The sequence below is a fragment of the Nocardia wallacei genome (assembly GCF_029868745.1).
In the GTDB taxonomy this organism is placed as follows: domain Bacteria; phylum Actinomycetota; class Actinomycetes; order Mycobacteriales; family Mycobacteriaceae; genus Nocardia; species Nocardia wallacei_B.
Window position 1 is genome coordinate 1 of sequence record NZ_JARWOP010000275.1, and the last position, 11,956, is coordinate 11,956.

Here is an 11,956-nt window from a genome sequence, read left to right on the forward strand (position 1 = left end):
GAAGGCCGGCTTTGCCCCTGGGGGGGGGGTGCGACCAAACAACCGGGGACGTTCTCCCGCCCCCCCCTAGTATCGGCCCGCCGGGCAGCTCCCCGCCCCGCTCGACCGGCCCGCAGCCGACTTGAACTCCTCTCTCGCAGAAAAGGATTGGTCCGTGAACAGCAGCGGAGCCCGCACGATCGATGCGACGGCGTTTTTGGCCGAATATCCGGAATATAGCGAAACAGCAGTGCTCGATGAATTTCGTGATACCGAGTACGCATATCTCGATCAGCAGCAGCATATTTATCTGGACTATACCGGCGCGGGACTCGCCGCCACGGCCCAGCACCGCGCGCATGACGAGTGGGTCACCGCCGCCTGTTACGGCAACCCACACTCCGATAATCCCACGTCATCGGCTGCGACGGCTCGCATCGAGGCCGCGAGGGCTGCCGTATACAGCTACTTCAATGCCGCACCGGAGGAGTATGCCGTGATCTTCACGGCTAATGCCACGGCCGCCTGCCGATTGGTCGGTGAGGCGTATCCGTTCGATCGGTCGACCGCACTCGTCCTCACCGCCGACAACCACAACTCGGTCATCGGAATAAGAGAATTCGCGCGCGCCAAGCACGCCCGCACTGCCTACGCCCATATCACCGGAACCGAACTTCGAGTGAGCGAGCAGTCCGTCCGCACGGCACTGAGTCGCCGGGCGCTGCCGGAAGTCCTTGCCGCGGTATCCAGATCAAGGAAGCGACGACGCGGATTGTTCGCCTATCCCGCGCAGAGCAACTTCAGCGGAGTCCAGCATCCCTTGGAATGGGTGGAACTCGCGCACGAGTACGGATTCGACGTGCTGCTGGACGCGGCGGCCTACGTGCCCTCCAACAGACTCGATCTCGCCGCGGTACCCGCCGATTTCGTACCGGTGAGCTGGTACAAGGTATTCGGGTATCCGACCGGTGTCGGCTGCCTGATCGCCCGGCGTGACGCCTTGGCCCGGCTGCGACGACCCTGGTTCGCGGGCGGCAGTATCCGCGCGGTCAGCGTGCGGGGTGGTTGGCACGCCATGGCGCCGGGCGGTACGGCATACGAAGACGGCACCGTGAACTTCCTGGCTGTGCCCGATGTGGAGTACGGGCTCGATTGGGTGCGCGGTATCGGCATGGATTTGATCTGTCGGCGCACCCGCTGCCTGACCGGATGGCTGCTGGATCGACTGACGGCGCTGGAACACGACAACGGTATGCCGCTGATTCGAATCTATGGTCCGCACACGATGGTCGGCCGCGGCGCGACAGTGGCTTTCAACATTCTCGACCCCTCCGGCGCCGTCGTCGACGAACGTCTGGTCGCACGCGAGTCCTCGGCGTCGGGCCTGTCGCTCCGGACGGGCTGCTTCTGCAATCCCGGCTCGGGTGAGGCCGCTTTCGGTCTCAGTCGAACGGCCCTGCGCCGCATGGCCGGACGCCAAGTGCGCACCATCGACGAGTATGTCGCGGAGGTCGGCTTGCCGACCGGCGGCGCGATTCGTGTATCGCTCGGAATAGCCTCGAACTTCCACGATGTCCAGCGGTTCATCGACTTCGTCGGCACCTATCGCAATCGCCCGTGTGAAAATCACGATCTCCCGCCACGCGAGCAGTGCTGAGCCCGATTCGCAGCAGTTGACAAACGTGGGTGTCCGCCCAGCCGGCCGGGATGTCCTCGCGCGCGGACAGGGACGACCGGGCGGACGGCCGTTCATCCTCCGCCGCACAACAACTTTCGAGACGGCCCTCCGGTCGGGTTCATTGCATGCGGTATGTACATGTCGAAGCGAAGGAGCCAGGAAATGACCTCGACGATAAGAGCCCTGCCTCGCAAGGGCATCGCCTCTAACCTGGTGCTCCACCTCTGAACGCACCCAGGAGAGCCAGGTCAGGTCCATCTTCGACCCTGTTTAGCAGCCAACGACATTTGGCAGCCAGCAGAGCAGTCGGCTCTTCTGAATAGAACGAGCTACTGATCACCTCATCTAAAATTGCTGCGAGGAGCTTGGAGGAAACGAGAAGGGTTGTATTCATTGCATACGGCTCGAGGACCCCGGCATGGACAATCTGATTCCGTGTATCGTAAAGACGCCGAAGCGATTCGGAAAACTCATTCCTTAATTGGTGTACGTAGTTTTTACTGCCAACTAGACGGCGCGCTTCTTGCAGGGAAACGAGCCCCTGACCTTCGCCGACCATCAATGAACCACCAACTGCAAGATGTCCAACCAGAATTGCGATGCGCTGCCCTTCTGGTATTTCACCCAATTTCTGGGACAATTGATCATCTGCGACCCGAGTATGCCCCTTAGCTAGTCCAAGGAGCAGGTCAGCAACATACATGCAGGTCAGTAGATCGGCAGCACGGTCAGCGATATCTGCAAGGGACCCAAAGTCTGTCGAATCGGCGAATAAAGTCTCGACCATTGCCCAGCTCGTAACGCAAGCTGAGCGCGCCGAGGTTTTGTCGGAGTTCGAAAGCAGGTCGAGCGCCGCTTCGAGCTCGGGTGGAAGCGGCTGCAACAATCTCCTACCTCCGTCTGAATCCAAGGAACGAATAACGATTAGGGACGCTTCCGCAGGTATTATCTGCATCTCATAGCCATCACCTGGAGTAACCCAGTATGTATCTGAAATATCGAGCATCCAATTGCTGGCCGCAACGCGGCTACGCATTATCGCCGAAGACAATTTGCCGAGAAAAGTATCGTACGCGCTGTGCTTCTCCAGCGCATTGATTTCGAACATAAGGCCACCAACATTGCTTGGTAGCTGAGCGCCAGGGAAATGTTCTGCGAACTTGGTCTCGAATCCTATCTTTGATAACCACGGTGGTTCACTCTCATGATCGAACGCCGCTCGTCGACGCAGCGGGACTAGGTAGGTGTAGATCCCTGATCCTTTTTCCTGCACAGTCCTGGCTGTACTCAAAAGGCCGCGAAGTGTGCTCTTATCGGCATTATGCTTTAGATAGTAACTACAATGCTTGACGATCCATATGTCGGAAAATCCATAAGACCGTAGGGATGCTGCTATATAGCTAGCGATGGAGGTGATATCAACCGTTGAGGTCAGAGGATCCTCTGACTCATCAACACTCCCTAAGTAGGCGTCCCAGAGTTCGAAGTAGTCTATTCTAGTGCTGTTAACCTCGTGCTCTAGGATGAAGTATGAAGAGCTTCCAAGAGAGAACGAATCAGCTTTCTTTGGGAGTGAACTAAGGATTCTTCCCAACCGTTTACCTGTGATTGCAGGATCGCGCTCAGTCACGCGACGCGCGGTTTCAATAACATATTGCTTGCGGGTCAGCGATGCTCCGGATCTGGCCGACGACAGGCACTCCTCAAGCGCTCCAAGCGTGCCGATTCGCCACAGGTGGTCGCGCCATTCGCCGTCGGGTGCAACCAACGCGGCCAATCTTTGCGTGATTGCCTTACCCACGCCGTTGTCATCGAACATCCAGCTAGTAAACCAGAACGGTGCGCCATTGGTGGTGGAACTAGCAGTTCGATGCTTCGCGCAGCACTCGACGTTCCGACCCGATCCAAAGTCGATTACATGTACATGCTAAGTTTGCTGCTCGCTCCAGAGACCCTACGAACTCATGTCTACTTTTCTGTGGAGCTGACTTCACCGAGGTACGCTCGCTGTTGTGGTGGCAACTCGTCCATACGAGGCTCGTTGTGATCCATGGGTTGCGAAGGTGCTCAAAGAGCTCAAATGCCCTACGGTGTTCAGCCTGGCTCAGTACTGCGAAATCCGGTACCCTCGATCGAAATGCTCGCGCAGCGGAGCCGGTATTGACTCGCTACCCATCGCAGTTCCGAACAGGCTGATGTTGCACCCGCTCTTTATATCGTGTCTCATGTCGTAGTTCTCGTTTGGCCAGTTCCTTGTAGTGGGTAAGTGCGTCGGCGTGGGTGAGATGGCGCAGAAGTGCTCGGCTTTGCGGCCTTAGGGCAGGATGGGCGGTGATATCTGGTCGGTCGGGCGAAGGTGGCGTTCTATGACCCCCAGTTGGGGACGACGCGTCGGGGACTGCGGCAGCAACAGACGTGGTCTAAGGCAGGGAATCGGTCCGCAACTGTGTAGTCTCCCGTCTATCTTCGCTAATCGTATGCCGTGATCTTCTTGGACATGGAATATTTGCCGAGTGTCGAACAGACAAACACGACGGGCAAGACGGCAGCCGACCAACCCTGGCGTCAACTTTCCGACGCCGGACCTGACAGGCCTACCGCCGGAGACCTCCCAGGTGATCGAAGCGTTGCAGCAGCAGCCGATCGTTATCGTCGCGGGAATGGTAGGTATCACCGTAATGACCGACGAGGAGCGGCGATCACTGCTGTGCGAGATTGATACACAGGACGCTCTAGTCAGGGTGGCGGAGATCCACGCCCAGTGGGACATCGCGTCAACGACACACTGGAACGTCAAGCCGCTGCAGCTGGACCTGCTGATGCCAGCGACCGCGGAGTGGGTACCAGCAGTTCGGGCGGAGGTGAATCGCGGCAACCTCCTCACTTCCCCGCAGGCGACTGTCCAGTTGCTGCGCGAGCTCTTGGAGACTGACTCGACGTCGTCGAGGCCGCTCAGCGCGGACGAGTTCGTGCACCTGCTGCTGTCGACGGCCAGCGAGCAGCAGATGCACACTGAGTTCGCGTCCGACGCGCCAACCGACTCCGAGTTCGCACAGCTTGACGCGAAGTTCGAGGCGATGGCACCCGAGGCGCTGTACGCGGCTGCGCATCAATTCCTCCACGACCAAACAGCTGCCATGCTGTTCAACGCACCCCGCAAGATCGAGTGTCTCAAGGCTGACATCCTCGACTTCTGGTACTCGCCGTGGGCCGATCGAGCGGCCGACACACTGGGCGGCACACCCGCCGATACCTTCAAGTCGGCGACCGGGATCGAGTTCGACGACTTCCTCCGAGCTGGCGTTACAGTTGCGGAAGCAGTGGCCGCGGGCCAGACCATCGTCCGATTCGGCGATCTTGCCGATGATGGCGACGTGCGGAACTTCATCACCGAGAACATGTCGCCGGATCTCGCGCGCTACCGCAAGCAACTTGCGGCCGACCGTGAACGAGGCGACGTCAAGTTCCAGCGGTACACGTTCACCCGGTACCCGTTCCTCGACCTCGGAGATGGAAAACTCCTGATCCTGCGCGCTCAATGGGCAATTGAGCGGTTCTTCGGTGATCCCGCGCAGCTCGACGTTGTGGCGGCGTTCGCAGCTCACGGGGACAAGACGACAGCGAAGCGTTTCGGCGAGGGGATCAAATACCAGTTCGAGGACATTGTGGGCGGCGTCCTCAGACGCATCGCGGCGCGTAGCCAGCGGATCGAAGCCCTCGTCCCCGAAGCCGACATGGAGCGGGAGTGGATGGAGAAGAAGGGGCAGACGCCTTCGGTATGCGACTGGGCACTGCGCGCCGGGCCGATCAACATCCTCGTGGAAGCGACGCATCACCCGCTGAATTCCGCGCTGGCGCAAGGCCTTGCGGACGGAGAGACCTACAGCGCAGACGCGGACAAGATTATGACCGACCGCAAGTTCAAGCAACTAGCCTCGGTCATGGGCCTCGTGCGCCGGCTGGGATGGTCTGGGCGACCACAACCGGATGCGATCTTCATTCCCATCGTCGTCGTGCCAAACTCGGGTACGCCCAGCTCGGCGCTGTCCGAACTTGACAATGGAAACCGCGCGATACCGATTTTCACCGAATTCCAAGGCCGTGTCGCGCGCCCCGCTGTTCTGCAGCTTCAGGATCTCCAGCTACTGGAAGGGATCGTTGACCAACTTCAGGTTGACGTAGTGCAGTTCCTATACGCCTGGCGGAAGTTTCCAGTGCCGCTGGCCCTACAGGAGTTCTTGGAGATCAACAACGACATGCCCCGTCCTCTGTCGAATCACATACTCAAAGCAGCGGATCGCCTCGATCAGCAGCTTCGCACGGGGGGCTAGTGGTCTCTATGCGGCAGGACGGCTTCTTCATCGAGACGATCTCAACGAGTATGTAGAGCGACACCGCCATACAAAGTTGCGCACCGACCTGCTCACTGGACTTTGTGCAGGTCCGGTGGCCGAAGCACCTGACCTCGATATGGCGATGGCGCTCACAGGACTCGTCTGGAACGAGCGTTCGTGGCTCGCGCCGGATTGTGGAAGTGATTCTCGCGTCGGTAGCGGCCGTCTGCACCGACTCGTCACTCTCGCATTGGTTTGCCACCATCCGGTTTGGCGGCAGCGACAACTACCTTGCGAGTTTGCCGGAGCCGGGCAAGCAATCGGGCTACCCACGCGACCGGGGCGTCTACCTCGCGCGGGCGGCCGTGGCTCACATGGCGGCCGGAGACATCGAGCCCGCCGCAAGGCTCGGCTTGGACGCGCTGCATATCGGGGTCGGCACCGAGTCCGGTCGAATCCTGGCAAAAGTGGTACAGCTGAGGGAGGCGATCGACCCCGCCAGCAAGCAGCCGGGTGTCGGCGAGTTCGTCACCGCGTACCAGGAGTGGAAGGTCCCGAGTTGCCCCGACCGTACGTAGTCCTGTCCGTCGCTACCAGCGTCGACGGCTATATCGACGATACGATTCCCGAACGGCTGCATCTTTCCAACCCCGAGGATTTCGACCGCGTCGACCAGGTGCGCGCCGAGTCCGACGCGATCCTCATCGGTGCCGAGACGCTGCGACGCGACAACCCCCGACTGATCATCAAGAGTGAGGCCCGACTGGCTGAACGAGTCGCGGCAGGCAAACCGGCCCACCTGCAGAAAGTCGTGGTTACCGCTTCCGGTGCCCTCGACTCCGCCGCCAAGTTCTGGCACCACGGCGTCGAGGAACGGCGGCCGATCGTCTACACCACCGACACCAGCGTGGAGAAGCTTCGGGACCGACTCGGCGAACTTGCCACTGTGGTGCCTCTCGGCAATGCTGTCGATTTCGGGGCGCTGCTGGACGATCTCGGTGACCGTGGCATCGGTCAGTTGATGATCGAAGGCGGCACCAGCATCCACACCGCTGTGCTCTCTGCCGGCCTTGCCGATGAATTGCACGTGGCTGTGGCACCGCTGCTGGTCGGCCAAGCCGAAGCACCCCGGTTCGTGAACCCCGCCGAGTTTCCTGGCGGCACGCGACGGCGCATGCGGCTGGTCGATGTCACACAGATCGGTGACGTTGCCTTGCTGCGGTACAAGCCGAAAGAGGACTCGTGATCGCTAACACACCAGCGCCCGCCGGGTAACCCGCGATTGGGGACCGGGCGGGCGGTTGCTCAGGGGGGACGCTGCCCGTCAGCTTTCCCGCCCGCGGCATGGAAGCAAGTTGGTGAGACCGGCGGCGTGACCTTTCGACAGGTAGTTCCTGTCGAGGGCTGCGTGGGATAGATCACAACATGACCCCCTAAGTCTGGCCCGCGCTACGACTGAATTCGCCGGGCGGCAGGTCGTTCCTTCCAGCGCGGTGAGGGCCTCGAATCCCCCAGAACCTTGTCGGCCCTGAATTCGAAAAGCTATTGCCCCTCAATAGCATTGGAGGGTGAGAGCAATCGAACGGTTCCACCGTCCTGCTACGCCAAGTTCGAACGCGGCGCGGTTGCCGGTGCCTCGGCGTGCTCGACGCCCCTGCCCGTGCCTCGCAACTTTCGTTCGGAATCCACGCCCGGACTTGCGCGCACTTGGGCAGTGCTCAGAACACACCATCGCCCGCCCGGTAGCCCGCGATTGGCACCGGGCGGGCGGTTACTCAGCGGGGGACGCTGCCCGTCAGCTTTCCACCCGCGGCGTCGAAGACGAGGCAGGTTATGCCGCGGTCGCGGTCCCAATCTTTCTTGTTGTCGGGGTAGAGGTAGGAGATTTGGAGTTTGTCGAGCATGGGGCTGTTGGCTAGGGCCTGCTCTATGTCGGCGGTGCAGCGGGTTTCGGCCTGCTGGGCGACGGTGGGTTCGCCGGGCCAGGAGCCCTTGGGGAGGTCGAATTGGCTGATGACCTCGCCGTCGTGGGCTTGCGTGCAGGGGGAGACGGAGATCTCGGTCATGCGTTTGCCGTCTTCGATGCCGCCGACGCAGTCGCCCGCGCGCAGGCGGGTCACCGATTCCGATCCGCTGCTGGTGATTTCGCCCGAGGAGTCCCGCGGGCTGTTGGCGATTCCGGCGATCGCCCCGATCACCCCGAGCGCGATCCACGCCGCCGTGAGCACCAGGCCGGCGATCGCCAAGCCGCGGCCGCGCTGGCCGGTCTTCTTGATCTGCACCAGGGCGATGATGCCGAAGACGATCGACAGCCCGCAGATGCCGCCGAGGATTCCGGTGACCAGTGCGGCGATCGCGAAACCGTTCGTGCCCTGCTGCTGTGGCGGCGGCTGCTGAGCGAACTGGCCGGGCACCGGCGGGTAACCTCCGGGCGGCGGCCCCGGTGGCGGAAACCCTTGCGGCGGCGGCTGATTGACGTTCAAAGCGATTCCCCTCCAAGGAAACCTGGCCCGCCGGGGCGGCAGGCCGACCGCTCACCGTACCGTCCCGTATGTCCGGAGCGCGCGCCGGTTCCCATTCCTGGGATGTCGGCGGGGGTCCGGCGAGCCCAACGGTCACGCTGCGAGTACCGGCGCACGGTTCTCATGACAGCGCCTCGGCCACCACATCGGCGATGCGGGAGCGGAACGCGGCGGGGGAGAAGGACAGTGCGTGCGCGCGCACCGCAGCGGGATCGTAAGCGGCCGAATCGAATTCGCGCATGGCCGTCGCGAATCGGTCCACGACGGCGCTGTCGTCGCCGAATTCGAGGTGCTCCCCGCTGAGACCGGGCGCCACGGTATCGAGCGCGCCGCCCGCCCCGACGGCCAGTACCGGGGCGCCGCACGCCATCGCCTCCACAGGCACGATCCCGAAGTCCTCGACGCCGGGCATGAGCAGCGCCCGGCAGCGGCGGTACGTGTCGGCGAGCACGTCGTCGGACGCCGCGCCGAGAAAGGTGGTCTCGGGCCCGGCGAGGGTTTCCAGCTGGGCGCGATAGCGTCCGTCGCCCAGTACGACCAGCCGCGCACCGGCCTGCTGGGCGGCGCGAATGGCGAGGTCGGGACGCTTATACGGCACCAGGCGCCCGACGAACAGGAAGAAGTCCTCGCGGGCGACGGCCGGATCGGGAGCGAAGCGATCGACGCGTACCGGGGGATACACGACCGTCGGATCCAGTTCCCACCACTCCCGGATCCGCCCGGCCACCGCGCGCGAGTTGGCGACCACACGGTCCAGCCGCGGAGCAGCGCGCAACTCGCCACGGCGCGCCAGGCGGCCGAGCGCTCCGAGCGCGAACTGCCCAGCGCCACCACCCGCCTCGCGAGCACGGAAGGCCGGATCCCACGCCCATCGGGCCGGGCTGTGCACGTAGGCGATCACGGGCGCGTCGGTCGCGAACACCGCCTGCGTGGCGAACGCGTGATGGCTGACCAGCACGGCGTCGTACCCCTCGAGCGGCATCCGGCGCAGCGCCCGCGGCACGAACGGCAGCAACGGCGCGTGCGAGCGGCCACCGGTCAGCGCGTGCGCGCGGGAGAGCCAGGTGTCATGGAAGGCCTTGCCCCGCCCGTCCGCGCCCGCCGCACGGACTTCGCCCGCACATTCGGTCGTGACGATGGGCGCGAATACCTCTGCGCCGGGCCAGGTTCGGAGCAGTTCGGCAACGACGGCCTCGGAACCGCCGTACTCGGTGAACCGCTCGTGCACGATCGCGATGCGGGCCGCGGACACCGGTGGACCCGGCTGGGGCGTCATGGCGCGGCCTACCTCTCAGGCCCGCTCGGCGGGATCGATGTACCGCGGCGCCGCGGTGCGTCGCAGCGCCGGTGCGACGGGACGGCCGCGCAGCAGTCCTTCGACGCCGCCGCGGTCCACGGCGCGCCGGTAGATTTCGGCGGCCTCCGCGCAGGCGTCGACCGTGGCGTCGATGTCGGCGTCGGTGTGGGCGGCCGAGGTGACGAACGACTGGCCCAGCACGCCGCGCTCCAGCAGTTCCTGGAGGAACAGTGTGCGGAACGGCTGGGAGGGGCGGCCGTCGGGGCCGCGGGTGGTGAAGATCAGGCACGACGGCCGCCCGTCCACCTGCAGGTGGTCGGCGATGCCGAGTTCGGCGGCGACCTTGTTCACCCCGTCGGCGAGCCGCCGCCCGGCGTGCTCCATCCAGGCGACCGGATCGGTGTCGGCATAGGCGCGCACCACGGCGCGGAAGGCCGCCAGGGACCCGGTCTCGGGCCCGTGCGTGGTGGAGAGCAGGAAGACCCGGTCGCGTGCGGTGCGCAGCCCGCCCAGTTCCATGAACTCCCGCTTGCCGGCCAGCGCGGAGATCGGGAACCCGTTGCCCATCGCCTTGCCCCAGCACGACAGGTCCGGCGTCACGCCGTAAATCCGTTGTGCCCCACCGGCGGACCAGCGGAAGCCGGTGATCATCTCGTCGAACACCAGCAGCGTGCCGTGCCGATCGCACAGGGCCCGTACACCTTCCAGATAGCCGGGCTCGGGTTCGGCGAGCGCCGTGGCGGCCTCCATCACCACCGCGGCCACCTCTGCCGAGGCCAGCACGGCGGCCAGGGCCTCGAGGTCGTTGTAGGGGAATCGCACCGTCGCCGACGACGGCGGAATTCCGGCGTTCATGGCCGTCGTGCCGATGAACCAGTCGTCGACCGAAAAGAATGGCTGATCACAGATCGCCACGGTCCGCCGCCCGGTCACCGCGCGCGCCAGGCGCACCGCCGCGGTGGTGGCGTCGGAACCGTTCTTGGCGAACTTCACCATGTCGGCTCCGGGCACCAGCGCCAGGAAATCTTCGGCCGCAAGCAGTTCCAGCTCCGTGGGCCGGGAGAAGCTCAGCCCACCGGCCGCCGCGTCCGTGGCCGCTTCGATCACCGGCGGGTAGCCGTGACCGAGGGTGACCGCGCGCAGGCCCATGCCGTACTCGACGTATTCATTGCCGTCGCAGTCCCATACCCGGCATCCACTGCCGCGCAGCAGGATCGGCGCCATATCCTCCGGATACTGATCCGACCCTCGGGCGTAGGTGTGCGCGCCACCGGGCACCAGCTCGTGCAGCCGACGTTGAACGAGGTTGCTGCGGGCGAAGTTTCGCATCAGGTCCGCTTCTCTTTCGGTGGCCCGACGGTCAGCGCCCAGAGCGCGCGGTCGGTACGCCGACCGGCCGGGCCGGGACAGTTGCGCATGGTTCCCTCTTTCAGCAGCCCCGCCCGCGCGGCGACGGCGGCGGATTCGGTATCGGCGGAGTCGATTTCGGTCGACACCCGCAACAATCCGAGGGTGTCGAAGGCGTACTCCAGCAGTGCCCGGGTCGTCGCCGCGCGGACGCCGCCGTCGGCGTACGCGGGATCGGCCCACCCGGACATCCGCGCGTTGCGGTCGAACATGTCCAGGTCCGCCAACCGGGTCTCCCCGGCATAGACCCCGTCGACGTCGAGTACCAGCACGAGCCCGCCCGGCGACCGCAATCCACCGTACCCGCGCCGAAGTTCACGCCACCACGCCGTGGCGGAATCGCCGGTCCCGTCGAAGTGCCGCGGGTTGCGCCGTCGCGCCGCCAGCCACGCCTGTCGATCGGAGGGACGGCGGCCGCGCAGGACGACCCGGGGATACCCGGGAATCTCCAGGCATACCGGGCATCCGCCGCGCAGCAGTGCGCAGCGACGCCGCAGCCGCCCGGCGGTGAGCCGGGCCGATACGGCGAAAACCGTTGCGGCAGCGGATAAACGTGCACCCGTGGCCCCCTGCTGTTCGGCCGGGTCGTTTTGGGGCGGCGCGGGCGTTCCGGCCTAATCCGGTGGGGCCCGGTTATACCCGCGCCCCGTGCGCCCCCTGGGGGCGCGCGTTTCGGTCGGGGGCGCTCTCGGCGCAACCCCGTTCCATGGTCGTGCGCCCGGCGATAGCGGGCATAGAG

9 protein-coding genes are annotated in these 11,956 nt (G+C 64.3%); 4 read left to right on the top strand and 5 right to left on the bottom strand.

The features are described from left to right. Positions 1-154: 154 nt before the first annotated feature. A complete protein-coding gene (locus QH470_RS24680) occupies positions 155-1,636 on the top strand; it encodes an aminotransferase class V-fold PLP-dependent enzyme (RefSeq protein WP_280274721.1) in 1,482 nt (493 codons plus the stop codon). A gap of 226 nt (positions 1,637-1,862) precedes the next feature. On the opposite strand, the gene QH470_RS24685 is transcribed toward QH470_RS24680, so the two are convergent. After that, on the bottom strand, positions 1,863-3,476 hold the full coding sequence (locus QH470_RS24685; RefSeq protein WP_280274722.1) for a hypothetical protein: 1,614 nt from the start codon (positions 3,474-3,476) through the stop codon (positions 1,863-1,865). Between the two features lie 796 nt (positions 3,477-4,272). On the opposite strand from QH470_RS24685, the gene QH470_RS24690 reads away from it, so the two are divergent. The 3 genes from QH470_RS24690 (at position 4,273) to QH470_RS24700 (ending at position 7,237) form a co-directional block, all read left to right on the top strand. Then, positions 4,273-5,988, top strand: coding sequence for a hypothetical protein (locus QH470_RS24690; RefSeq protein WP_280274723.1), 1,716 nt, complete (start codon positions 4,273-4,275; stop codon positions 5,986-5,988). 197 nt (positions 5,989-6,185) lie between these two features. Beyond that, entirely contained in the window at positions 6,186-6,569 is a 384-nt protein-coding gene (locus QH470_RS24695) for a hypothetical protein (RefSeq protein ID WP_280274724.1), read from the top strand. Further along, complete coding sequence (locus QH470_RS24700) at positions 6,551-7,237, top strand: RibD family protein (protein WP_280274725.1); 687 nt, start codon at positions 6,551-6,553, stop codon at positions 7,235-7,237. The genes QH470_RS24695 and QH470_RS24700 overlap by 19 nt, the downstream gene beginning before the upstream one ends. 529 nt (positions 7,238-7,766) lie before the next feature. On the opposite strand, the gene QH470_RS24705 is transcribed toward QH470_RS24700, so the two are convergent. The 4 genes from QH470_RS24705 to QH470_RS24720 all read right to left on the bottom strand — a co-directional run bounded on the left by QH470_RS24705 (position 7,767) and on the right by QH470_RS24720 (position 11,714). After that, the gene (locus QH470_RS24705; protein ID WP_280274726.1) at positions 7,767-8,405 is read right to left on the bottom strand and encodes a DUF4190 domain-containing protein; all 639 of its coding nucleotides are present in this window, start codon (positions 8,403-8,405) and stop codon (positions 7,767-7,769) included. 229 nt (positions 8,406-8,634) lie between these two features. Next, on the bottom strand, positions 8,635-9,765 hold the full coding sequence (locus QH470_RS24710) for a glycosyltransferase (RefSeq protein ID WP_280274728.1): 1,131 nt from the start codon (positions 9,763-9,765) through the stop codon (positions 8,635-8,637). A gap of 39 nt (positions 9,766-9,804) precedes the next feature. Beyond that, positions 9,805-11,139, bottom strand: coding sequence for a glutamate-1-semialdehyde 2,1-aminomutase (locus tag QH470_RS24715; protein WP_280274727.1), 1,335 nt, complete (start codon positions 11,137-11,139; stop codon positions 9,805-9,807). Continuing rightward, entirely contained in the window at positions 11,139-11,714 is a 576-nt protein-coding gene (locus QH470_RS24720) for a GNAT family N-acetyltransferase (RefSeq protein ID WP_342228463.1), read from the bottom strand. The genes QH470_RS24715 and QH470_RS24720 overlap by 1 nt, the downstream gene beginning before the upstream one ends. Positions 11,715-11,956 lie beyond the last annotated feature (242 nt).